24 protein-coding genes and 1 riboswitch are annotated in these 20,730 nt (G+C 54.7%); of the genes, 22 read left to right on the top strand and 2 right to left on the bottom strand.

Translation table 11 applies throughout. The annotated features are described in order from the left end of the window. Positions 1-16 precede the first annotated feature (16 nt). On the bottom strand, positions 17-829 hold the full coding sequence (gene pduB / locus J4650_RS05025) for a propanediol utilization microcompartment protein PduB (protein WP_000097497.1): 813 nt from the start codon (positions 827-829) through the stop codon (positions 17-19). Then, complete coding sequence (gene pduA / locus J4650_RS05020) at positions 826-1,110, bottom strand: propanediol utilization microcompartment protein PduA (protein WP_001183618.1); 285 nt, start codon at positions 1,108-1,110, stop codon at positions 826-828. Before pduA ends, pduB begins: the two co-directional genes overlap by 4 nt. Positions 1,111-1,634: 524 nt before the next feature. Here pduA and pduF point away from each other — a divergent pair. The 22 genes from pduF (at position 1,635) to cobT (ending at position 20,653) form a co-directional block, all read left to right on the top strand. Continuing rightward, on the top strand, positions 1,635-2,429 hold the full coding sequence (gene pduF / locus J4650_RS05015; protein WP_001000023.1) for a propanediol diffusion facilitator PduF: 795 nt from the start codon (positions 1,635-1,637) through the stop codon (positions 2,427-2,429). Positions 2,430-2,645: 216 nt separating this feature from the next. Continuing rightward, a complete protein-coding gene (gene pocR, locus J4650_RS05010; protein WP_000622326.1) occupies positions 2,646-3,557 on the top strand; it encodes a regulatory protein PocR in 912 nt (303 codons plus the stop codon). A gap of 325 nt (positions 3,558-3,882) precedes the next feature. Then, a riboswitch (cobalamin riboswitch) is annotated at positions 3,883-4,058 on the top strand. Positions 4,059-4,154: 96 nt separating this feature from the next. Then, positions 4,155-5,534: a cobyrinate a,c-diamide synthase gene (locus tag J4650_RS05005; RefSeq protein WP_023243839.1), complete on the top strand. Its 1,380-nt coding sequence runs from the start codon at positions 4,155-4,157 to the stop codon at positions 5,532-5,534. Beyond that, a complete protein-coding gene (cbiB, locus tag J4650_RS05000; protein WP_023993361.1) occupies positions 5,531-6,490 on the top strand; it encodes an adenosylcobinamide-phosphate synthase CbiB in 960 nt (319 codons plus the stop codon). Before J4650_RS05005 ends, cbiB begins: the two co-directional genes overlap by 4 nt. Before the next feature lie 10 nt (positions 6,491-6,500). Beyond that, complete coding sequence (locus tag J4650_RS04995) at positions 6,501-7,133, top strand: cobalt-precorrin-8 methylmutase (RefSeq protein WP_000558988.1); 633 nt, start codon at positions 6,501-6,503, stop codon at positions 7,131-7,133. Further along, complete coding sequence (cbiD, locus tag J4650_RS04990; RefSeq protein ID WP_001292914.1) at positions 7,133-8,272, top strand: cobalt-precorrin-5B (C(1))-methyltransferase CbiD; 1,140 nt, start codon at positions 7,133-7,135, stop codon at positions 8,270-8,272. Before J4650_RS04995 ends, cbiD begins: the two co-directional genes overlap by 1 nt. Next, complete coding sequence (locus tag J4650_RS04985; protein ID WP_000958841.1) at positions 8,266-8,871, top strand: cobalt-precorrin-7 (C(5))-methyltransferase; 606 nt, start codon at positions 8,266-8,268, stop codon at positions 8,869-8,871. The genes cbiD and J4650_RS04985 overlap by 7 nt, the downstream gene beginning before the upstream one ends. Further along, the gene (locus J4650_RS04980) at positions 8,861-9,439 is read left to right on the top strand and encodes a decarboxylating cobalt-precorrin-6B (C(15))-methyltransferase (RefSeq protein ID WP_000650985.1); all 579 of its coding nucleotides are present in this window, start codon (positions 8,861-8,863) and stop codon (positions 9,437-9,439) included. Before J4650_RS04985 ends, J4650_RS04980 begins: the two co-directional genes overlap by 11 nt. After that, the gene (locus J4650_RS04975; RefSeq protein ID WP_017465525.1) at positions 9,423-10,196 is read left to right on the top strand and encodes a cobalt-precorrin-4 methyltransferase; all 774 of its coding nucleotides are present in this window, start codon (positions 9,423-9,425) and stop codon (positions 10,194-10,196) included. The genes J4650_RS04980 and J4650_RS04975 overlap by 17 nt, the downstream gene beginning before the upstream one ends. Next, positions 10,177-11,232: a cobalt-precorrin 5A hydrolase gene (gene cbiG, locus J4650_RS04970; RefSeq protein ID WP_023993360.1), complete on the top strand. Its 1,056-nt coding sequence runs from the start codon at positions 10,177-10,179 to the stop codon at positions 11,230-11,232. Before J4650_RS04975 ends, cbiG begins: the two co-directional genes overlap by 20 nt. Further along, a complete protein-coding gene (locus J4650_RS04965; protein ID WP_017441819.1) occupies positions 11,232-11,957 on the top strand; it encodes a precorrin-3B C(17)-methyltransferase in 726 nt (241 codons plus the stop codon). Before cbiG ends, J4650_RS04965 begins: the two co-directional genes overlap by 1 nt. Next, entirely contained in the window at positions 11,954-12,745 is a 792-nt protein-coding gene (locus J4650_RS04960) for a cobalt-precorrin-6A reductase (RefSeq protein WP_020437396.1), read from the top strand. Before J4650_RS04965 ends, J4650_RS04960 begins: the two co-directional genes overlap by 4 nt. A 2-nt stretch (positions 12,746-12,747) precedes the next feature. Beyond that, on the top strand, positions 12,748-13,542 hold the full coding sequence (locus tag J4650_RS04955; protein WP_000709784.1) for a sirohydrochlorin cobaltochelatase: 795 nt from the start codon (positions 12,748-12,750) through the stop codon (positions 13,540-13,542). Continuing rightward, positions 13,539-14,252 (top strand): cobalt-factor II C(20)-methyltransferase, encoded by a 714-nt coding sequence (locus tag J4650_RS04950; RefSeq protein ID WP_023993359.1) that lies wholly within the window; start codon positions 13,539-13,541, stop codon positions 14,250-14,252. Before J4650_RS04955 ends, J4650_RS04950 begins: the two co-directional genes overlap by 4 nt. Continuing rightward, positions 14,249-14,986, top strand: coding sequence for a cobalt ECF transporter S component CbiM (gene cbiM / locus J4650_RS04945; protein WP_000764336.1), 738 nt, complete (start codon positions 14,249-14,251; stop codon positions 14,984-14,986). Before J4650_RS04950 ends, cbiM begins: the two co-directional genes overlap by 4 nt. A gap of 1 nt (position 14,987) precedes the next feature. Then, complete coding sequence (locus tag J4650_RS04940; RefSeq protein ID WP_000753212.1) at positions 14,988-15,269, top strand: energy-coupling factor ABC transporter substrate-binding protein; 282 nt, start codon at positions 14,988-14,990, stop codon at positions 15,267-15,269. Further along, positions 15,256-15,933, top strand: coding sequence for an energy-coupling factor ABC transporter transmembrane protein (locus J4650_RS04935; protein ID WP_023241076.1), 678 nt, complete (start codon positions 15,256-15,258; stop codon positions 15,931-15,933). Before J4650_RS04940 ends, J4650_RS04935 begins: the two co-directional genes overlap by 14 nt. Positions 15,934-15,941: 8 nt before the next feature. Continuing rightward, entirely contained in the window at positions 15,942-16,757 is an 816-nt protein-coding gene (locus J4650_RS04930; protein WP_023993357.1) for an energy-coupling factor ABC transporter ATP-binding protein, read from the top strand. After that, the gene (locus J4650_RS04925) at positions 16,754-18,274 is read left to right on the top strand and encodes a cobyric acid synthase (protein ID WP_023993356.1); all 1,521 of its coding nucleotides are present in this window, start codon (positions 16,754-16,756) and stop codon (positions 18,272-18,274) included. Before J4650_RS04930 ends, J4650_RS04925 begins: the two co-directional genes overlap by 4 nt. Then, complete coding sequence (gene cobU, locus J4650_RS04920) at positions 18,271-18,816, top strand: bifunctional adenosylcobinamide kinase/adenosylcobinamide-phosphate guanylyltransferase (RefSeq protein ID WP_000973146.1); 546 nt, start codon at positions 18,271-18,273, stop codon at positions 18,814-18,816. The genes J4650_RS04925 and cobU overlap by 4 nt, the downstream gene beginning before the upstream one ends. Continuing rightward, positions 18,813-19,556, top strand: coding sequence for an adenosylcobinamide-GDP ribazoletransferase (cobS, locus tag J4650_RS04915; protein ID WP_000039997.1), 744 nt, complete (start codon positions 18,813-18,815; stop codon positions 19,554-19,556). The genes cobU and cobS overlap by 4 nt, the downstream gene beginning before the upstream one ends. 26 nt (positions 19,557-19,582) lie before the next feature. Then, positions 19,583-20,653: a nicotinate-nucleotide--dimethylbenzimidazole phosphoribosyltransferase gene (gene cobT, locus J4650_RS04910; protein WP_001193976.1), complete on the top strand. Its 1,071-nt coding sequence runs from the start codon at positions 19,583-19,585 to the stop codon at positions 20,651-20,653. The last annotated feature ends 77 nt before the right edge of the window (positions 20,654-20,730 follow it).

The following is a 20,730-nucleotide window of genomic DNA, read 5'->3' as shown; positions in this document are numbered from 1 at the left end:
ATCAGCCTCGTGGGTATCAGATGTAGGACGGGCGATCGTTTTTCGGTTCAGAACCGAGGGTCGCAAGGACGGTTTTGCCGATTTCGCGGGCGGAGGTCACCGCCTGACGGACCGCGCCGGAGTCGCCGGAAATCACCAGAATAGCTTCGTTACTAAAGCTGGTGCCGTGCGCCGGAGAGCTGTACGCCACGACTTCAACGTTGGCTGACTTCAGCGCGGTATCGGCCATCAGTACGCCGACGGAAGCCGGAGCGCCGACGATAATGCCGCAGGCGCGGCCAATCGGCGCGCCGAACGCTTTTTCCAGCGCATAGCTGGCGCGAGCGGTGTACTGCAGCTCGATATGTCCGGCTTCGTTGCCGTAAACATCACCGAAGGTGCGGTCCAGCTCTTTCAGCGCGACTTCGATACCGCGCTTGACGTCGGATACATCGTTACCGCCTAAAATAATCAGCGAACCGTGGCCCGCGCCGCCTTTGGTATCGCGCGGCAGCTCAATGCTGACCACTTCGGTGTTGGTGGCTTTCACCGCTTCGTCCGCCGCCATAATGTGCGGGCCTGCGCCGGTGCGGGCGCCGAGAATACCGATGGAACGATAGCGCTTCTCAAGCTTCATCGCGTCCAGCAGGGCGGTATCGACGTTGGCGATAACCAGGCCCAGGGTATCGCCAATGGCGGTCCCGACAAATTCCGTTAAACTGCAGCTTTTTTCTGCCATAGCCGTCTCTCGTATAGGTTGGGGTTGACCAGGGATGGCCTGTTGTTCCGGCGTTGCCACACGGGCAATCACCTGCGCCATGATCTGTTCCACCAGCTCATTGCTGCTCATTGGCTAATTCCCTTCGGTAAGATTTTTTCTACATCGGTGTGAGGGCGTGGGATGACGTGTACGGCTTTCACTTCACCCACGTTGCGTGCGGCTGCGGCACCTGCATCGGTGGCCGCTTTGACCGCGCCAACATCGCCGCGCACGATGACGGTTACCAGCCCGGAGCCAATCTTTTCATAGCCCACTAACATCACATTGGCTGACTTAACCATTGCATCAGCGGCCTCTATGGCTGCGGTTAAGCCTTTGGTTTCTACCATTCCTAGTGCTTCTTGTTGCATAAAGACCTCGCATGGAGTGTTCCGATAGTTGGGACTATAAGAAGATGCGAGGAAAAAGAATGGCTGACTTGCTGTTGAGCATCAGAAAATAATGAGAAAGCAATATGACTAAATTGCCTTTTATTTTTATAACTCATTGATAATCAATATTTAATTTATTATTGTCTATATGATTATTTTGTTTTTATTATTTCATTTTTACATTTTTGTTAGTGACGAGAGTATTTTTATTTGATATGGCGAAAGACGCAAAATGTGATGTTTATTCGAAATTGATAAGTTGGCTTGTGCAATATTTTATTATTTCAACAGGCGTATTTTATAGCTCAAATTTCCCGTGTGATGGGCTGATAAAAATATCGGAAAAGCAAAATTTTGCTATCGCAACACGATTTTTCCGGAAGGCAGGCCCGCAGGTTGCCAACAATTTACAGGCGGCACTTTTTATAGTGAGGTTAGCTGTACTCTACCGCCAGCCGAAACTTGCGCTGGCCAGGACACGAACTTTGCTCAGAAGGTGTCACATGAATGATTCTCTAAAGGCGCAATGTGGTGCGGAATTTTTAGGCACCGGACTCTTTTTGTTTTTTGGTATCGGTTGTTTGAGCGCGCTCAAAGTCGCAGGCGCCAGCCTCGGATTATGGGAGATTTGCATTATTTGGGGGCTTGGAATTTCACTGGCCGTTTACCTTACTGCCGGAATCTCCGGCGGACATCTTAACCCTGCGGTGACGATTGCGCTGTGGCTCTTTGCCTGCTTCCCCAAACAGAAAGTATTGCCTTATATTATTGCCCAGTTTGCCGGCGCTTTTGGCGGCGCTCTGCTGGCGTATGTGCTTTATAGTAGCCTTTTTACTGAATTTGAGACTGCGCATCATATGGTGCGCGGTAGCGTCGAAAGTTTGCAATTAGCCAGCATTTTCAGTACCTATCCGGCCGCAGCGCTAAATGTATGGCAGGCTGCGTTGGTGGAAGTGGTCATTACGTCGATTCTGATGGGCATGATCATGGCATTGACGGATGATGGCAATGGCATTCCTAAAGGGCCGCTTGCGCCTTTGCTTATTGGGATATTGGTTGCCGTTATCGGCGCGTCTACTGGACCCCTTACCGGTTTTGCAATGAACCCGGCGCGTGATTTCGGTCCCAAACTGTTCACATGGTTAGCGGGGTGGGGGAACATGGCGATGAGCGGTGGGCGAGAGATCCCTTATTTTATCGTGCCGATTGTCGCGCCTGTTATCGGCGCCTGTGCCGGAGCAGCCATATATCGCTATTTTATTGGTAAGAATTTACCTTGTAACCGCTGTGAACTGTAAGAAAATGCGAACCAGATTCACAGCAATGATGTATCGTAAAAACAGGTGAGATAATTTCGTGATCTGCTTTCACGAACTGATCAAAACGTCTCCCAGCAATGGGAGACTTTTGATATTGTCATTGTACTTTTTATCAGGGCCAGGATAATGCTAATAAAAAGTGAATGTAAATAATGTGTTTTGTTTATAACAATAAATTAACTGAGGGGTTTTATCATGATTTCTGCGAGCGCTCTGAACTCAGAACTCATTAATAAAATCGCACAGGATTTTGCACAAGCCACCGGTCTGGCGGTTGTGGTTGTCAATATTCATGGTGATGAAATATCTGAGCTATTCAATTTCACGCCGTTTTGTCAGTTGATGCGGCAGCATCCCCAGCATAGTACACGTTGTCGTATGAGCGATCGCTGCGGGGGACTGGAGGCATCGAAGTCCGATCAACCCTGTATTTATCGTTGTCATGCCGGTCTAACGGATTTTTCTATTCCGCTGGTAATCGCAGGGCATTTAGTTGGCTTTGTTTTATGCGGGCAGGTTCGTTTAAGTAATGACGTGGAGCTGGTAAACATTCTTAATGTTGACGATCGCTGGCAGGCTGACCCTGAGCTCTTGAATGAATTTCGGAATGTGCCAGAGATGGACTATTCACGCGTTATCGCTTCCGCCGATCTTCTTAAACTGATTGTTGAGAATTGCCTGAAAAAACAGCTCAATTTCGTGGTTATCAAAGACAATCCGCAGCAATCGGAGGCAAATAAAACCACTCGTGGTCCCACTCCGCATGACAGTAAAATGAAAAAAGCGCTTCGCTATATTGATGCGCATTTGTCCGACGATCTTCGTCTTGAGGATGTCGCCTCACATGTCTATCTCAGCCCCTATTACTTCAGTAAGCTATTCAAGAAATATCAGGGAATCGGATTTAATGCGTGGGTAAACCGCCAGAGAATGGTTAGCGCCAGAGAATTGCTTTGCCATAGTGACTGGAGTATTGCCAGTATTGCGCGTAATTTAGGCTTTTCGCAAACCAGCTATTTTTGCAAAGTCTTCCGCCAGACCTATCAGGTTACGCCGCAGGCTTATCGCCAGCAGATAAATGAGAATTCTCATCCTCCATCGTTATGAATAGCAATATTTTGCTATTGCCGATTTTTGATAGTCTTTTGTATCTTAATCATTTCAGAAAGAAAATTTATCTGGTGTAACAATAAATTGTCATAGCGCAACAAAATAATAAAATTTAGGGCATAAACTGCACCAGTTTTTATTTTTGTGATGAAGTACAGTGTCAGGAAAGATAAGTTTTATTACGCTTTGTCGATACGTTTTATCGTCAATATACCGATAAGGATGAGTAGATTAACGTCAGATGAGCAACCGCTCAGGCTATTGCTCACAGAAATGTAAAACGTAGCACATTATTAATTGCCGTTATGGGTGTGCCGTACAGCCATAACGTAAACCAACAGGTTTGCCACATTTGTGGTAGGGAAGGGGGTGAAAATCCCCCGCAGCCCCCGCTGCTGTGATGCTGACGACCCCGTAAAGACCACTGATCGCAAGATTGGGAAGGACGGGCGAGGAGGACGCTAAGCCAGAAGACCTGCCTGTCGGTGATAACCAACAACTTCGGTGGGAAGTGGGTTGCGAAGACGCGTACAGTCGAAAGACTGAACATGCGCGTACCTGTATACCCCTACCACCCTGAACAGGATCAGGGTAATGGCGGCAAGGCATCACGCATTTATTCTTGCAGGCACAGGAAGCGGTTGCGGCAAAACCACGGTGACGCTTGGTTTGTTGAGGCTGCTGCAAAAACGCGCGCTGCGCGTACAGCCGTTTAAAGTTGGGCCAGATTACCTTGATACCGGCTGGCATACCGCTATCTGTGGCGTGGCGTCCCGTAATCTTGACAGTTTCATGCTTCCTCCTCCTGTTCTCAACGCCTTATTTTGCGAACAAATGCGGCAGGCGGATATCGCTGTCATTGAAGGGGTCATGGGGTTGTATGACGGCTATGGCGTCGATCCCAATTACTGCAGCACAGCTGCGATGGCCAAACAGCTTGGTTGCCCGGTCATCCTACTGGTGGACGGCAAGGCTGTTTCAACGTCGCTTGCGGCTACCGTTATGGGATTTCAGCACTTCGACCCGACCCTCAACCTCGCGGGCGTGATTGTGAATCGCGTCACTAGCGACGCCCACTATCAGCTCCTCAAAAATGCCATTGAACATTATTGCTCACTGCCGGTACTGGGGTATGTCCCTCCTTGCGACGGCGTCGCATTACCTGAACGCCACCTGGGGTTGATTACCGCCAGAGAATCCCTCGTCAATCAGCAATCATGGCATGATTTTGCCGCCACGCTGGAACAAACAGTGGATGTGGATGCGCTACTCTCGCTGAGCGTGTTATCAGCGCTTCCGGCGGGAATGTGGCCTGAACGCCCCGATAACACAGCGGGGGCAGGGCTGACGCTTGCTCTGGCGGATGATGAGGCCTTTAACTTTTATTACCCCGATAACATCGATTTGCTGGAGCGTGCCGGCGTTAACATTGTGCGTTTTAGCCCACTGCATGACCGCGCATTGCCTGATTGTCAGATGATCTGGCTGGGCGGTGGATATCCTGAATTATACGCCGCGGATCTGGCGGCAAATACGGCGATGTTAAAACATTTGCGGGCGGCGCATCAGCGCGGCGTGGCGATTTACGCGGAGTGTGGCGGTCTGATGTATCTGGGGAGCACTCTGGAGGATAGCGGTGGGGAAATTCATCAGATGGCGAATATTATCCCCGGTCACAGCAAAATGGGTAAGCGACTTACCCGCTTTGGCTACTGTGAGGCGCAGGCTATGCAGCCAACGCTATTGGCGGCGCCTGGCGAGATAGTGCGCGGCCATGAATTTCACTACTCAGATTTTATCCCCGAAACACCCGCCGTTATGGCCTGTCGTAAGGTTCGCGATGGCCGCGTGTTACAGGAATGGACTGGCGGCTGGCAGACAGGCAACACGTTTGCCAGCTATCTGCACGTCCATTTCGCCCAGCGTCCGGAAATGTTGCAGCACTGGCTGGCGGCGGCGAGGCGCGTATTATGACGATTCTTGCCTGGTGTATCGCCTGGGTGCTGGATTTTATCATCGGCGACCCTCAACACTGGCCCCATCCGGTACGCTGGATAGGTCGTTTAATCACGTTTGTGCAGCGTATTGTGCGTCGCTATTGTCCCGGCGATAAAGCGCTGCGGATTGGCGGCGGCGTAATGTGGGTTGTGGTTGTCGGGGCGACCTGGGGCGTGGCATGGGGCGTACTGGCGCTGGCGCAGCGGATTCACCCCTGGTTTGGCTGGAGCGTCGAAGTCTGGATGATCTTTACCACGCTGGCCGGACGCTCTCTGGCCCACGCCGCGCAGGAGGTTGAACGACCGTTACGGAAGAACGACCTTGCGGAAAGCCGAATAAAACTCTCCTGGATCGTCGGGCGCGATACGTCGCAACTTCAGCCAGCGCAGATCAATCGCGCCGTGGTGGAAACGGTTGCAGAAAACACCGTTGACGGCATTATCGCGCCGCTCTTTTTCCTCTTTCTCGGCGGCGCGCCGCTGGCGATGGTCTACAAAGCCGTCAATACCCTGGATTCAATGGTGGGCTACAAACATGAAAAATACTGGGCGATTGGTATGGTCAGCGCCCGTATGGACGACGTAGCGAACTATCTTCCTGCCCGACTGAGCTGGCTGTTGTTGGGCATTGCGGCAGGACTGTGTCGCCTGAGTGGTTGGCGGGCGCTGCGTATTGGCTGGCGTGACCGTTATAACCACAGTAGCCCAAATTGCGCCTGGTCGGAAGCGTGTGTGGCCGGCGCCTTAGGAATCCAGCTCGGTGGCCCAAATAACTACTTTGGCGAGCGTGTGGACAAGCCCTGGATAGGCGACGCGCAGCGCGATATTTCCGTGGACGATATTTCCCGAACGATTCGATTGATGTGGGTCGCTTCAACCCTGGCGCTGGCGCTGTTTATTGCGGCGCGGTGCGGGTTATCTGGCGTGGCCTGAGGACGACAGTATGCATTATATCCAGCAGCCCCAAACCATTGAGGCCAACAGTTTCACCATTATTAGCGACATTATTCGCGAAACGCGTCCTGATTACCGTTTCGCCAGTCCGCTCCATGAGGCCATTATCAAGCGGGTTATTCATACCACCGCCGATTTCGACTGGCTGGACATTTTGTGGTTCTCTGCCGATGCGCTGGAGCAGCTTTGTGATGCGTTACGCCATCCGTGCATTATTTATACCGATACCACGATGGCGCTGTCCGGCATTAATAAAAGATTACTGGCGACGTTTGGCGGCGAGTGTCGCTGTTATATCAGCGATCCGCGCGTGGTGCGCGCCGCACAAACGCAGGGGATTACCCGTTCAATGGCCGCCGTCGATATCGCTATCGCCGAGGAGGAGAAAAACAAGCTCTTTGTTTTCGGTAATGCGCCGACGGCCCTGTTCCGTTTGCTTGAACATAACGTGACGGTGAGCGGCGTGGTGGGCGTACCGGTAGGCTTTGTCGGCGCGGCGGAGTCCAAAGAGGCACTCACCCATAGCCATTTCCCCGCGGTTGCCGCGTTAGGGCGTAAAGGCGGCAGTAACGTGGCTGCCGCTATCGTCAATGCGTTGCTCTATCACCTCCGGGAGGCCTGATGAGCGAGCTTTCTTTTGACGCGCCGGTCTGGCACCACGGTAAAGCGTTACGTAAAGGATATACCACCGGTTCCTGCGCGACGGCGGCGGCAAAAGTCGCCGCGCTGATGGTATTACGTCAACATCTGATTCATCAGGTCTCCATCGTCACGCCGTCGGGCGTCACGCTATGCCTGAACGTGGAGTCGCCGCACATTGAAGGCCAGCAGGCGATAGCCGCAATTCGTAAAGATGGCGGCGATGATGTGGATGCCACGCACGGAATGCTGATTTTTGCCCGCGTTACGCTCAACGACAGCGGTGAGATTACGCTCACTGGCGGCGAAGGTATTGGTACGGTAACGCGTAAAGGGGTTGGACTGCCGCTCGGGAGCGCCGCCATCAATCGTACGCCGCGCCATACCATTGAGTCAGCGGTGCGCGAAGCGATAGGCCCGGCGCGTGGGGCCGATGTGGAGATTTTTGCCCCGGAAGGCGAAGCGCGGGCGCAAAAAACATATAACTCGCGGCTTGGCATTCTTGGCGGCATTTCCATTATTGGCACTACCGGCATTGTGACGCCGATGTCGGAAGAAAGCTGGAAACGCTCGCTATCGCTGGAGCTGGAGATCAAACGGGCGTCAGGATTAACGCGGGTGATACTCGTGCCGGGCAACCACGGCGAACGGTTTGTTCGCGAGCAAATGGGCGTCGACACACAGGCGGTCGTCACCATGAGCAATTTTGTCGGCTACATGATTGAAGAGGCGGTACGGCTGGGATTTTGCCAGATAGTGCTGGTGGGGCATCCTGGAAAATTGATCAAAATCGCCGCCGGGATTTTTCATACCCATAGCCATATTGCCGATGCGCGCATGGAAACGCTGGTCGCGCATTTAGCTTTACTGGGCGCGCCGCTGGAGTTACTCACCCTGGTCGGCGATTGCGATACCACTGAAGCGGCAATGGAGCACATTGAAGCATATGGCTTCGGGCATATCTATAACCATCTTGCCAGGCGCATTTGTTTGCGAGTCATGCAGATGCTGCGTTTTACCAAAACGCCGCCTGTCTGCGACGCCATCCTGTTTTCTTTTGATAACCATATTCTCGGCAGTAATCGTCCCGTCGACGAGATTGCTAAGGAGCTGCAATGCTAACGGTCGTGGGAATGGGGCCCGCCGGACGGCATTTGATGACCCCTGCGGCGCTGGAAGCGATAGACCACGCCGATGCGCTGGCAGGCGGTAAACGGCATTTGGCGCAGTTTCCGGCGTTTGGCGGCGAACGATTTACGCTGGGCGCGGATATTGGCGCGTTGTTGTCCTGGATTGCCGCCCGCTGGGATAAAGGGATCGTGGTGCTGGCCTCCGGCGATCCGCTGTTTTATGGCATCGGTACACGCCTGGTGGCGCATTTTGGTATCGAACAGGTTCGCATTATCCCTGGCATCAGCGCCGTACAGTATCTGTGCGCACAGGCTGGAATTGATATGAATGACATGTGGTTGACCAGTAGCCACGGTCGTTGCGTCAGCTTCGAGCAGTTGGCGAACCATCGCAAAGTGGCGATGGTCACGGATGCCCGCTGCGGGCCGCGGGAAATCGCCCGGGAACTGGTCGCGCGCGGTAAAGGGCATCGCTTAATGGTGATTGGTGAAAATCTGGCGATGGAAAATGAGCGGATCCACTGGCTACCCGTCAGTGCGGTCAACGCCGACTATGAAATGAATGCAGTGGTGATCCTGGATGAAAGATGAGCTTTTTCTGCGCGGCGAGAACGTGCCAATGACCAAAGAGGCGGTACGGGCGCTGGCGCTGTCGAAACTTGAGCTTCACCGCGCCAGTCACCTGATTGACGTCGGGGCGGGAACGGGAAGCGTCTCAATTGAAGCGGCGCTGCAATTTCCTTCGTTGCAGGTGACGGCTATCGAGCGTAATCCTGCCGCGCTACGGCTGCTTGATGAGAATCGTCAGCGCTTTGCCTGCGGCAATATCGATATTCTCCCCGGCGAAGCGCCAATGACCATAACCGGGAAAGCCGATGCGGTGTTTATGGGCGGCAGCGGCGGGCATCTGACGGCGCTGATTGACTGGGCGATGGGCCATCTGCATCCCGGTGGCCGTCTGGTGATGACCTTTATCTTACAGGAAAACCTCCATAGCGCGCTGGCGCATCTTGCGCACATCGGCGCATGTCGAATGGACTGTGTACAGCTTCAGCTTTCATCGTTAACGCCGCTGGGGGCGGGACACTATTTCAAACCGAACAACCCTGTTTTTGTTATCGCCTGTCAGAAGGAAGAAAACCATGTCAGAGACATTTGATCCACGCTGTGTATGGTTCGTCGGCGCCGGGCCGGGCGATCGCGAGCTGATCACGCTTAAAGGCTACCGCCTGCTGCAACAGGCGCAGATAGTTATCTATGCCGGTTCGCTGATCAATACCGAACTGCTGGATTACTGCCCCGCGCAGGCAGAACGCTACGACAGCGCCGAACTGCATCTTGAGCAGATTATCGAGCTGATGGCCGCGGGCGTGAAAGCGGGAAAAACGGTGGTGCGGTTGCAAACGGGCGATGTCTCGCTGTACGGCTCCGTACGTGAGCAAGGCGAAGAGTTAACTCGCCGTGGTATCGACTGGCAGGTAGTGCCTGGCGTCAGCGCGTTTCTCGGCGCTGCGGCGGAGCTGGGTGTGGAATATACCGTACCGGAAGTATCGCAGAGTCTCATTATTACCCGTCTGGAAGGGCGTACGCCAGTACCGGCGCGGGAACAACTGGAGGCTTTCGCCAGTCACCAGACGTCAATGGCGATTTATCTCTCCGTTCAGCGTATTCACCGGGTGGCGGAACGTCTCATTTCAGGTGGTTATCCGGCAACTACGCCTGTCGCGGTCATCTATAAGGCTACCTGGCCGGAAAGCCAGACCGTTCGCGGCACGTTAGCGGATATTAGCGACAAAGTACGTGATGCTGGCATCCGTAAGACGGCGCTGATTCTGGTCGGGAATTTTCTGGGTAAGGAGTATCACTACTCAAGACTTTATGCAGCGGACTTTAGCCATGAATACCGTAAAGCCTGAATCCATTGCGTTGTTTTGCCTGACTCCCGGCGGCGTGGCGCTGGCAAAGAGACTCGCCGCGATGCTGCCGTTAACCTGCTTTACCAGTGAAAAACTGCGGGAAGAGGGATTTATTCCCTTCGATGGCGGATTCGCTAATACCGCCCGGCAGGCTTTTACCACTTATACCGCGCTTATTTTTATCGGCGCGACCGGCATTGCCGTTCGTGTCCTGGCGCCGTTAGTGAACGACAAGTTCAGCGATCCGGCGGTGGTCGTCATTGATGAACGTGGTCAGCATGTCATTAGCCTGCTTTCCGGTCATGCGGGCGGGGCCAATGCCTTGACGCGCTACCTGGCAGGAATGTTAGGCGCCGATCCGGTGATTACCACGGCAACGGATGTCAATGAGATGTCCGCGTTGGACACCTTAGCTTTCCAGCTTAACGCCCGCATGACCGATTTTCGCACGGCGGTAAAAACCGTCAACCAGATGTTGGTCAGTCATCAACGTGTGGGGTTATGGTGGGATGCCGAACTAACGGAAGAGATCGGCCAGTGTGATATTCGCGGTTTTATCCCTGTTGATGATTTGCAGCGGCTGCCTGAACTGGATGCGCTTATCTGCGTCTCTTTGCGTAATGACCTCCCTGAGCTTCCCGTACCGCACTGGAAACTGGTGCCCCAGCGCGTGGTGGCGGGAATTGGCTGTCGCCGCGATACGCCATTTCCCCTGTTAGCGACATTACTGGCGCGCCAGCTTGAAGCGCAGAAACTCGATCCGCTGGCGTTAAAAGCGATTGGCAGCGTCACGCTCAAAAAAGGGGAGCCGGGGCTTATTCAGCTCGCCTCCTGCTGCCGCGTGCCTTTTAAAACCTTTACCGCCGAAGCGTTGCGCGAATTCGAACACCATTTTCCCGGTTCTGGCTTCGTCAGAAAAACGGTGGGCGTTGGCAGCGTATCCGGCCCGGCTGCGTGGTTATTAAGCCAGGGACAATTGTTAGGCGAAACCCTGCGCGAACAGGGCGTCACTATTACTTTGGGAGTTTCACACTGATGTTAAGCGTAATCGGAATTGGCCCTGGCTCACAGTCAATGATGACCATGGAAGCGATTGAGGCGTTACAGGCGGCGGAAATCGTCGTCGGTTATAAAACCTACACCCACCTGGTGAAAGCCTTTACCGGCGATAAGCAGGTGATCAAAACCGGGATGTGCAAAGAGATTGAACGCTGCCAGGCGGCGATTGAGCTGGCGCAGGCCGGGCATAACGTGGCGCTGATTAGCAGCGGCGACGCCGGTATTTACGGCATGGCGGGTCTGGTGCTGGAGCTGGTGAGCAAGCAGAAGCTGGACGTCGAGGTGCGGCTCATTCCTGGCATGACCGCCAGCATCGCCGCCGCCTCTTTACTGGGCGCGCCGCTAATGCATGACTTCTGCCATATCAGCCTCAGCGACCTGCTGACCCCGTGGCCGGTTATTGAAAAACGCATCGTTGCCGCCGGAGAGGCAGACTTTGTTATCTGTTTTTACAACCCGCGCAGCCGCGGGCGCGAAGGGCATCTGGCGCGCGCGTTTGACCTGCTTGCCGCCAGTAAAAGCGCGCAAACGCCGGTTGGCGTGGTGAAATCCGCTGGACGTAAGAAAGAGGAAAAATGGCTGACCACGCTCGGCGATATGGATTTTGAACCGGTAGATATGACCAGTCTGGTCATCGTCGGTAATAAAACGACCTATGTTCAGGATGGGCTGATGATAACGCCGCGAGGTTACACGCTGTGAATGAGGGGGAGGTGCTGGTGGTGGGCGGCACCAGCGATGCGCGCGCGTTATGCCGACAACTGGATGCGGCGAACGTCGCGTACACCTTATCCGTGGCGACGCCAGCCGGAAAAACGCTGGCTGGCGACATAAAAGGACAGGTGCGCTGTGGTCGTCTGGAATACGGGCAGATGGTCGACTGGCTAAAAGAAAATCGTACTCGCTGGGTAATAGATGCATCGCATCCTTATGCAGAAATGGTCAGCCATAACCTCCTTCGCGCCTGTGAAACGGCGGGCGTGTTGTTAAGTCGTTATCAGCGCCCGGAGCAGCTTAGCAATCTGACACATCCGCTTCTCTATACGGCGCGTAGTATTGCCGATGCCTGCGAGATAGCGAGGCATTTTGGTCCGCGCGTGTTACTGACGACCGGCAGTAAAGATCTGGCCGTCTGGCGTGCCGGGCTGGCGGAAAAAACGTTGCTGGCGCGCGTACTGCCCGTGGCGGAGGTGATTCAACGCTGCAGCGAACTGGGGTTCGGCGTTGGAGAAATTTTCGCTCTGTGTGGGCCGTTCAGCGCTGATTTTAACGCCGCGTTTTACCACCAGTGCCGGGCCGACGTAGTCATTACCAAAGCGTCCGGCGCGGAGGGGGGATATCAGGAAAAAGTTCAGCCCTGTCTGGATGCGGGCATTCCCTGCATCGTTATTGCGCGCCCGACGCCGCTTGTGACGGGTGATGAGTTACTGGAAAGCCAGGCCGCCTTTGCGCAGCGTTTATCGCGCTGGCTGGCCGCAGCTAAGGAGTAAAAATGAAAAAAGCGCTTCTGGTAGTCAGTTTTGGCACCAGCTATCACGACACCTGTGAAAAAAACATTGTGGCGTGCGAACGTGATCTGGCGGCGTCCTGTCCCGATCGCGACCTGTTTCGCGCCTTCACTTCCGGAATGATCATTCGCAAGCTTCGCCAGCGTGATGGTATCGACATCGATACGCCATTACAGGCTTTGCAAAAGCTTGCCGCACAGGGATATCAGGACGTGGCGATTCAGTCGTTGCACATTATTAACGGCGACGAATATGAAAAAATTGTCCGTGAGGTACAACTCTTGCGTCCGTTATTCACTCGCCTGACGCTGGGCGTGCCGCTGCTGAGCAGCCATAACGATTATGTGCAGCTAATGCAGGCGTTGCGACAACAGATGCCATCGCTCAGACAAACGGAGAAAGTCGTTTTTATGGGCCACGGCGCCAGCCATCACGCATTCGCAGCTTATGCCTGTCTCGATCATATGATGACCGCGCAGCGCTTTCCGGCGCGCGTCGGCGCCGTAGAAAGCTACCCGGAGGTCGACATCCTGATCGACAGCCTGCGTGACGAAGGCGTCACCGGCGTACATTTGATGCCATTAATGCTGGTGGCGGGCGATCACGCCATTAATGATATGGCTTCAGACGACGGCGACTCATGGAAAATGCGCTTTAACGCGGCGGGCATTCCGGCGACGCCGTGGCTGAGCGGGCTGGGAGAAAACCCGGCTATCCGGGCGATGTTTGTCGCGCATTTGCACCAGGCGCTGAACATGGCGGTAGAGGAGGCGGCATGAACGGTAAATTATACGCATTAAGTACCGGGCCAGGCGCGCCCGACCTGATAACCGTCCGCGCAGCGCGGATTCTTGGCTCGCTGGACATTCTGTATGCGCCCGCCGGTCGTAAGGGGGGCGATAGTCTGGCGCTGTCGATTGTGCGCGACTATCTCGGCGAGCAGACGGAAGTACGTTGTTGCCATTTCCCTATGAGCGCTGACGGCGCCGAGAAAGAAGCGGTCTGGAACGAGGTTGCCGCCGCGCTTACCGCAGAGGTGAAAGCGGGTAAACAGGTCGGTTTTATTACCCTGGGCGATGCGATGCTATTCAGTACCTGGATTTTTTTACTCCAGCGTATCGGCTGCCCGGAGTGGCTGGAGATTGTCCCCGGCGTCACGTCCTTCGCCGCGATAGCCGCCCGCGCGAAAATGCCGCTCGCCATAGAACAGCAATCGCTGGCGGTTATTTCTTGTACCGCGCCGGAAGCGGAAATAGCCCAGGCGCTACAACAGCATGATAGCTTGGTGCTGATGAAAGTGTATGGCCGGTTCGCTCGTATTAAAGCGTTGCTGGTGCAGGCTGGCCTGCTGGAATGCGCCTTAATGATGTCCGAGGCCACACTGCCCGGCGAGCAGTGCTGGCGCCATCTCCACGAGGTCAACGATGATCGACCGTTGCCCTATTTTTCGACCATTCTGGTCAATAAACAGTGGGAGTATGCAGAATGAAACTTGAACAGCAGCTTCGACAGTTGTCTTTCAGTGGACTGGCTGCAGCGCTATTGCTGATGGTTGTCCCGCAACAGGCGTTTGCGATGCATATCATGGAGGGCTTTTTACCGCCAGTGTGGGCGCTGGCCTGGTGGCTACTGTTTTTACCCTGCTTGTGGTATGGACTGGTGCGCTTACGGCGTATTGTGCAGGAGGATAATCATCAGAAGGTACTGCTGGCGCTGTGCGGCGCGTTTATTTTTGTCCTGTCCGCGCTCAAAATTCCGTCGGTAACGGGGAGTTGTTCACATCCGACCGGCGTTGGTCTGGCGGTTATCTTGTTCGGGCCCGGGGTGGTGGCGATTCTCGGCGCGGTTGTGCTGTTGTTTCAGGCGCTATTGCTGGCGCACGGCGGCCTGACGACGCTTGGCGCAAACGGAATGTCGATGGCGGTGATTGGCCCGGTTGTCGGTTATCTGGTGTGGAAAATGGCCTGCCGTGCCGGACTGCGCCGCGATGTCGCCGTTTTTCTGTGCGCGATGCTGGCGGATTTGGCGACCTATTTTGTGACTTCAGTCCAGCTTGGCGTTGCGTTTCCCGATCCCCATGCCGGAGCGACAGGGTCTGTTGTGAAGTTTATGGGGATTTTCTGCCTCACACAGATTCCTGTCGCCATTGCCGAAGGTTTATTAACCGTCATGATTTATGACCAGTTAACCAAACGGCAAGTGATTACCGTACAAGGACATTAAAATGAAAAAAACGTTGATGTTGTTAGCGATGGTGGTGGCGCTGGTGATTCTGCCGTTTTTTATTAACCATGGCGGTGAATATGGCGGTTCAGACGGCGAAGCGGAAAGCCAGATTCAGGCTATTGCGCCGCAGTATAAACCCTGGTTTCAGCCGTTATATGAACCTGCCAGCGGTGAAATTGAAAGCCTGCTGTTTACCCTTCAGGGCTCTCTTGGCGCGGCGGTGATTTTTTATATCCTGGGGTATTGCAAAGGTAAACAACGCCGTGATGACCGGGCTTGATCGACTCAGCTATCAAAGCCGCTGGGCACACGTTGCGCCGCAGCGCAAGTTTTTGCTGTGGCTGGCGATGATGATACTGGCGTTTGCTCTGCCGCCTGTAGGGCAGGGCATTGAGCTGCTGATCATTGCCGGATTGAGCTGTTGGCTATTGCGCATATCCCTCTGGCGCTGGTGTCGATGGATGGCGATACCTTTTGGATTTTTGTTGGTCGGCGTGATAACGATTATCTTCAGCATCAGCCGCGAGCCGCAAATGCTGCTGGCTGGCATCTCTGTCGGGCCGTACTGGATCGGGATCACCCGTGCGGGCGTGGTTACGGCGAATGAAACGTTCTGGCGTAGCCTGACGGCGCTGTCCGCGACGTTGTGGCTGGTGATGAACCTACCGTTTCCGCAGTTAATTAGCTTGCTTAAGCGCGCGCATATTCCACGCCTGCTTACCGAGCAAATCCTGTTAACGTGGCGCTTTCTCTTTATTCTTCTGGATGAGGCGGTGGCAATTCGTCGCGCGCAAACGCTGCGTTTTGGTTATTGCAGCCTGCCGAACGGCTATCGATCTCTGGCAATGCTGACTGGACTCCTGTTTACGCGGGTGTTAATGCGTTATCAGCAAATGACCACCACGCTGGATATCAAACTGTATCAGGGTGATTTTCACCTGTAAGGACTATTATGCTTGCCACTTCAGACCTGTGGTTTCGTTATCAGGATGAGCCGGTACTTAAAGGGTTAAATCTGGATTTTTCGCTTTCGCCTGTTACCGGTTTGGTGGGCGCGAACGGCTGTGGGAAGTCTACGCTTTTTATGAACCTGAGCGGCCTGTTGCGTCCGCAAAAAGGGGCCGTGTTGTGGCAGGGAAAACCGCTGGATTACAGCAAGCGCGGACTACTGGCGCTGCGCCAGCAAGTTGCGACGGTTTTTCAGGACCCTGAACAGCAGATTTTTTATACTGATATCGATAGCGATATTGCGTTTAGTTTACGTAATTTGGGGGTGCCGGAGGCGGAAATCACGCGCCGCGTCGACGAGGCGCTAACGCTGGTTGACGCCCAACATTTTCGCCATCAGCCCATTCAGTGTTTGAGTCATGGGCAAAAAAAACGTGTGGCTATCGCCGGAGCGCTGGTGCTACAGGCGCGCTATCTATTGCTGGATGAACCCACTGCTGGTCTCGATCCCGCAGGGCGTACTCAGATGCTTGCTATCATCAGGCGGATTGTGGCGCAGGGCAATCATGTCATTATCTCCAGCCATGATATCGATCTTATTTATGAAATTAGCGATGCCGTATACGTGTTACGCCAGGGCCAGATCCTGATGCATGGCGCGCCTGGCGAGGTTTTCTCGTGTACGGAAGCGATGGAACAAGCGGGGCTAACCCAGCCCTGGCTGGTCAAACTTCATACTCAACTGGGACTGCCGCTGTGTAAAACAGAAACGGAGTTTTTTCATCGAATGCAAAAGTGCGCATTCAGGGAGGCGTCATGACGCAGGCAGTTATGTTGCAGGGGACGGCATCCGACGTCGGCAAAAGTGTGCTGGCGGCGGGTTTATGCCGCATTTTTTATCAGGATGGTCTGCGTACCGCGCCGTTTAAATCGCAAAATATGGCGCTTAATTCTGGTATTACGCCGGATGGTAAAGAGATGGGGCGGGCGCAGATTTTTCAGGCGGAAGCCGCGGGGATCACGCCAGATGTGCGTATGAATCCGGTGCTGCTCAAACCGACCAGCGATCGTCAGGCGCAGGTCGTGCTGATGGGGAAAGTGGCGACCAATATGGATGCGGTGAGTTACCATGACTATAAACCGCGTTTGCGTGAGCAAATCCTTGCGGTCTATAACAGTCTGGCGCAGGAATATGACGTTATTGTGCTGGAAGGCGCCGGAAGCCCGGCGGAAATCAATCTGCGCGATCGCGATATCGTCAATATGGGAATGGCGGAAATGGCCCAGTGTCCGGTTATTCTGGTGGCGGATATCGACCGGGGCGGCGTATTCGCCGCTATTTATGGCACGCTGGCGCTGCTGCATAAACAGGAGCGTGACAGAGTAAAGGGCGTCATTATCAACAAATTCCGCGGCGACGTGGCGTTACTCTATTCCGGTATCGAACAAATCGAATCGCTTACCGGCGTCCCGGTTCTGGGAGTGATGCCATGGCTGGATGTGGATCTGGAAGATGAAGATGGCGTCGCGCTGCAAAACGATAAATATCGCGGTAACGCCCCCCGTGATATCACTATTGCCATTGTGCAACTGCCACATATTTCTAACTTTACGGATTTTAACGCTCTGGCGGCGCAGCCGGATGTGCGCATACGCTATATTCGCCGCCCGGAAGCGTTGACTGACGCTGATCTGGTGATCCTGCCGGGCAGTAAGAATACGCTGAGCGACCTCGCCTGGCTGCGCGAAAGCGGGATGGCGGATGCGGTATTGCAGACACATCGGCAGGGCGTGCCGGTGATGGGAATTTGCGGCGGCTACCAGATGCTGGGCGACACCATTGTGGATGAGGTGGAGTCGGGGCTGGGTACGCAGCCGGGCCTGGGGCTGCTTAATACGATCACTCGCTTTGCACAGGATAAAATCACGACGCAGGTTAACGCGACAATGTCAGGCGAGCTGCCCAGCTGGCTGGCTGCCGCGGCGGGGCTACCGGTACGCGGTTATGAAATCCACATGGGGGAAACGGTGCTGCAGGAAGGATGCTGTACGGCCATGACGTTACAGAAAAATGGATGCTCTGTGGTGGATGGCGCGGTCACCGCCGACGGACTGGCGTTTGGCACTTACCTTCACGGCCTGTTTGACAGCGATGCGTTTACCCGTGCGGTGGTCAATGGGTTACGGGCACGAAAAGGGCTTGCGCCGTGGGAAACGACTTTTTGTTATGCGGAGCATAAAGCGCGGCAATTTGATCTGCTGGCGGAAGCGATGCGGCAACATATTGATATTGATAAAATTTATACCATCATGCAACAGCATCAGGAGCCGGTATGATGATTCTGGTGACGGGCGGGGCGCGTAGTGGTAAAAGCCGTCATGCTGAAGCCTTAATTGGCGATGCGCCGCAGGTACTGTATATCGCCACCTCGCAGATTCTTGATGACGAGATGGCGGCGAGAATTCAGCATCATAAAGATGGCAGGCCGGCACACTGGCGGACCGCAGAATGCTGGCGTCATCTTGATACGTTGATTACCGCGGATCTTGCCCCTGACGACGCGATTTTGCTGGAATGTATTACCACCATGGTGACGAATCTGCTGTTTGCGCTGGGAGGCGAAAACGATCCCGAACAGTGGGATTACGCGGCGATGGAGCGCGCCATTGACGATGAAATTCAGATTTTAATTGCAGCCTGCCAGCGCTGCCCGGCGAAAGTGGTACTGGTGACAAATGAGGTGGGAATGGGGATCGTCCCGGAAAACCGTCTGGCGCGCCATTTTCGTGATATTGCCGGCCGGGTCAACCAACGACTGTCGGCAGCGGCGGATGAGGTCTGGCTGGTGGTCTCAGGTATTGGAGTCAAAATTAAATGAGTAAGCTGTTTTGGGCCATGCTCGCTTTTATTAGCCGCTTGCCCGTGCCGTCACGCTGGTCGCAGGGACTGGATTTCGAGCAGTATTCGCGTGGGATCGTGATGTTTCCCTTTATCGGGTTGATTCTGGGAGGGGTAAGCGGCCTGATTTTCATCCTCCTGCAACCCTGGTGCGGTATTCCGCTAGCGGCGTTGTTCTGTATTCTGGCGCTGGCGTTGCTGACCGGTGGTTTTCACCTGGATGGGTTGGCCGATACCTGCGATGGTATTTTTTCCGCGCGCCGCCGTGAGCGAATGCTGGAGATTATGCGTGATAGTCGTCTGGGAACCCATGGCGGGCTGGCGCTTATTTTTGTGCTACTGGCAAAAATTCTGGTGGTCAGCGAACTGGCGTTACGTGGAACGCCAATGTTGGCGGCGTTGGCGGCGGCCTGTGCGGCCGGACGCGGCAGCGCCGTTTTATTGATGTACCGTCATCGCTACGCCCGTGAAGAGGGGCTTGGCAATGTATTTATCGGTAAAGTCAGCGGACGGCAAACCTGCATTACTCTGGGATTGGCGGTAATCGTCGCCACGGTATTACTGCCTGGTATGCAAGGGTTGGCCGCAATGGTGGTCACATGCGCGGCGATTTTCATCCTTGGCCAGTTGCTTAAACGTACGCTTGGCGGTCAAACCGGCGATACGCTGGGCGCGGCGATCGAACTTGGCGAACTGATCTTTCTGCTGGCTCTGTTATGAGCCGATTATTACGGACGAGACATCTTATGCAGACACTACACGCTTTACTCCGTGACATTCCTGCGCCGGACGCCGAGGCGATGGCGCGTGCGCAGCAACATATTGACGGCCTGCTCAAACCGCCGGGCAGCCTGGGCAGACTGGAAACCTTAGCCGTTCAGCTCGCGGGAATGCCGGGTCTTAACGGTACGCCGCAGGTAGGTGAAAAGGCGGTGCTGGTGATGTGCGCCGACCATGGCGTCTGGGATGAAGGCGTAGCGGTTTCGCCCAAAATCGTGACGGCGATTCAGGCGGCGAATATGACGCGGGGAACAACCGGCGTATGTGTGCTTGCCGCTCAGGCCGGTGCGAAGGTGCATGTCATTGATGTCGGTATTGATGCCGAACCTATTCCGGGCGTAGTTGATATGCGCGTCGCGCGCGGCTGCGGAAATATTGCCGTTGGCCCTGCGATGAGTCGCTCGCAGGCTGAGGCGCTTTTGCTGGAGGTTTCCCGCTACACCTGCGACCTGGCGCAACGCGGCGTGACCTTATTTGGCGTAGGGGAGCTGGGAATGGCGAACACTACGCCAGCCGCCGCGATGGTCAGCGTTTTTACAGGAAGTGATGCAAAAGAGGTGGTGGGGATTGGCGCGAATCTTCCGCCTTCCCGCATCGATAATAAAGTGGACGTCGTGCGGCGGGCGATTGCGATTAATCAGCCCAATCCGCGCGATGGCATTGATGTGTTGTCGAAGGTGGGTGGTTTCGATCTGGTCGGGATGACCGGCGTGATGCTTGGCGCGGCAAGGTGTGGCTTACCCGTATTGCTGGATGGCTTTCTTTCCTACTCGGCAGCGCTGGCGGCCTGTCAGATTGCGCCTGCGGTGAGACCTTATCTGATCCCGTCGCACTTTTCGGCGGAAAAGGGTGCCCGCATCGCGCTCGCGCATTTGTCTATGGAACCCTATTTGCATATGGCGATGCGGTTAGGTGAAGGAAGCGGCGCGGCGCTGGCGATGCCGATCGTGGAAGCCGCGTGCGCCATGTTCCACAATATGGGGGAGTTAGCGGCCAGTAATATTGTCCTGCCGGAGGGGAACGCAAACGCAACATAACCCGGGAGCACAACACCAGCCATGTGAGAAAAAAGCTATACTTAACGCACACCTGCCGCGACAAAGGAAGGGATATA

Source organism: Salmonella sp. 32120201201600049SM (genome assembly GCF_017572835.1).
In the GTDB taxonomy this organism is placed as follows: domain Bacteria; phylum Pseudomonadota; class Gammaproteobacteria; order Enterobacterales; family Enterobacteriaceae; genus Salmonella; species Salmonella enterica.
Note: the sequence above shows the minus strand (reverse complement) of the source record. Positions and strands in the feature narration are given on the sequence as shown.